This window comes from Massilia sp. Root335, from assembly GCF_001425685.1.
Lineage (GTDB): Bacteria > Pseudomonadota > Gammaproteobacteria > Burkholderiales > Burkholderiaceae_D > Telluria > Telluria luteola.
Window position 1 is genome coordinate 112,224 of the sequence record NZ_LMCY01000033.1, and the last position, 598, is coordinate 112,821.

The following is a 598-nucleotide window of genomic DNA, read 5'->3' on the forward strand; positions in this document are numbered from 1 at the left end:
GCAGCGCTTTCGGTGCCTCGGTTGCGGACGCAGCTATAACGCCCTGACCGGCACGCCGCTCGCCCGTCTTCGCAAGAAAGAGTGTTGGCTGCCCTATTTGCAATGCGTCCTCGAATCGCGCACGGTGCGCGACGCTGCGCGCGTGACCGGCGTGCACCGGGCGACCAGTTTCAGATGGCGCCACCGCTTCGTGTCCGGCGCGATGCGCGACCGGCCGGCGGCATTGTCGGCCATCGTCGAGGCCGACGAGACCTATCGCCTCGAATCACAGAAGGGCTCGCGCAACCTGACGCGGCGGCCGAGAAAGCGCGGCGGCGAGACCAGGCGACGCGGGATCAATCGCGAATACGACTGCCTGCTCGTCGCGTGCGACCGTACGGGGCAGACGCTGGACTTTCACACGGGCCGAGGACAAGTGACGGCCGCGCAATTGCATGCGTGCCTCAAGCCGGTATTGCCGGCCGATGTGCTGCTGATCAGCGACGGGGCCGCGGCGTATCGCCGTTTCGCCGTGCAAGCGGAGATCACGCACGAGGCGGTGAACGTGAAGGCCGGCGTGCGGGCGCGCGGCGCGATCCACATCCAGAACGTGAACAGC

At 67.6% G+C, this 598-nt stretch carries 1 protein-coding gene; it reads left to right on the top strand.

Annotated features, from left to right (window positions below; all coding sequences use genetic code 11):
* Positions 1–598, top strand: a 598-nt coding sequence (locus ASC93_RS32850) for an IS1595 family transposase (protein ID WP_162251922.1), incomplete at both ends; no start/stop codon positions are given.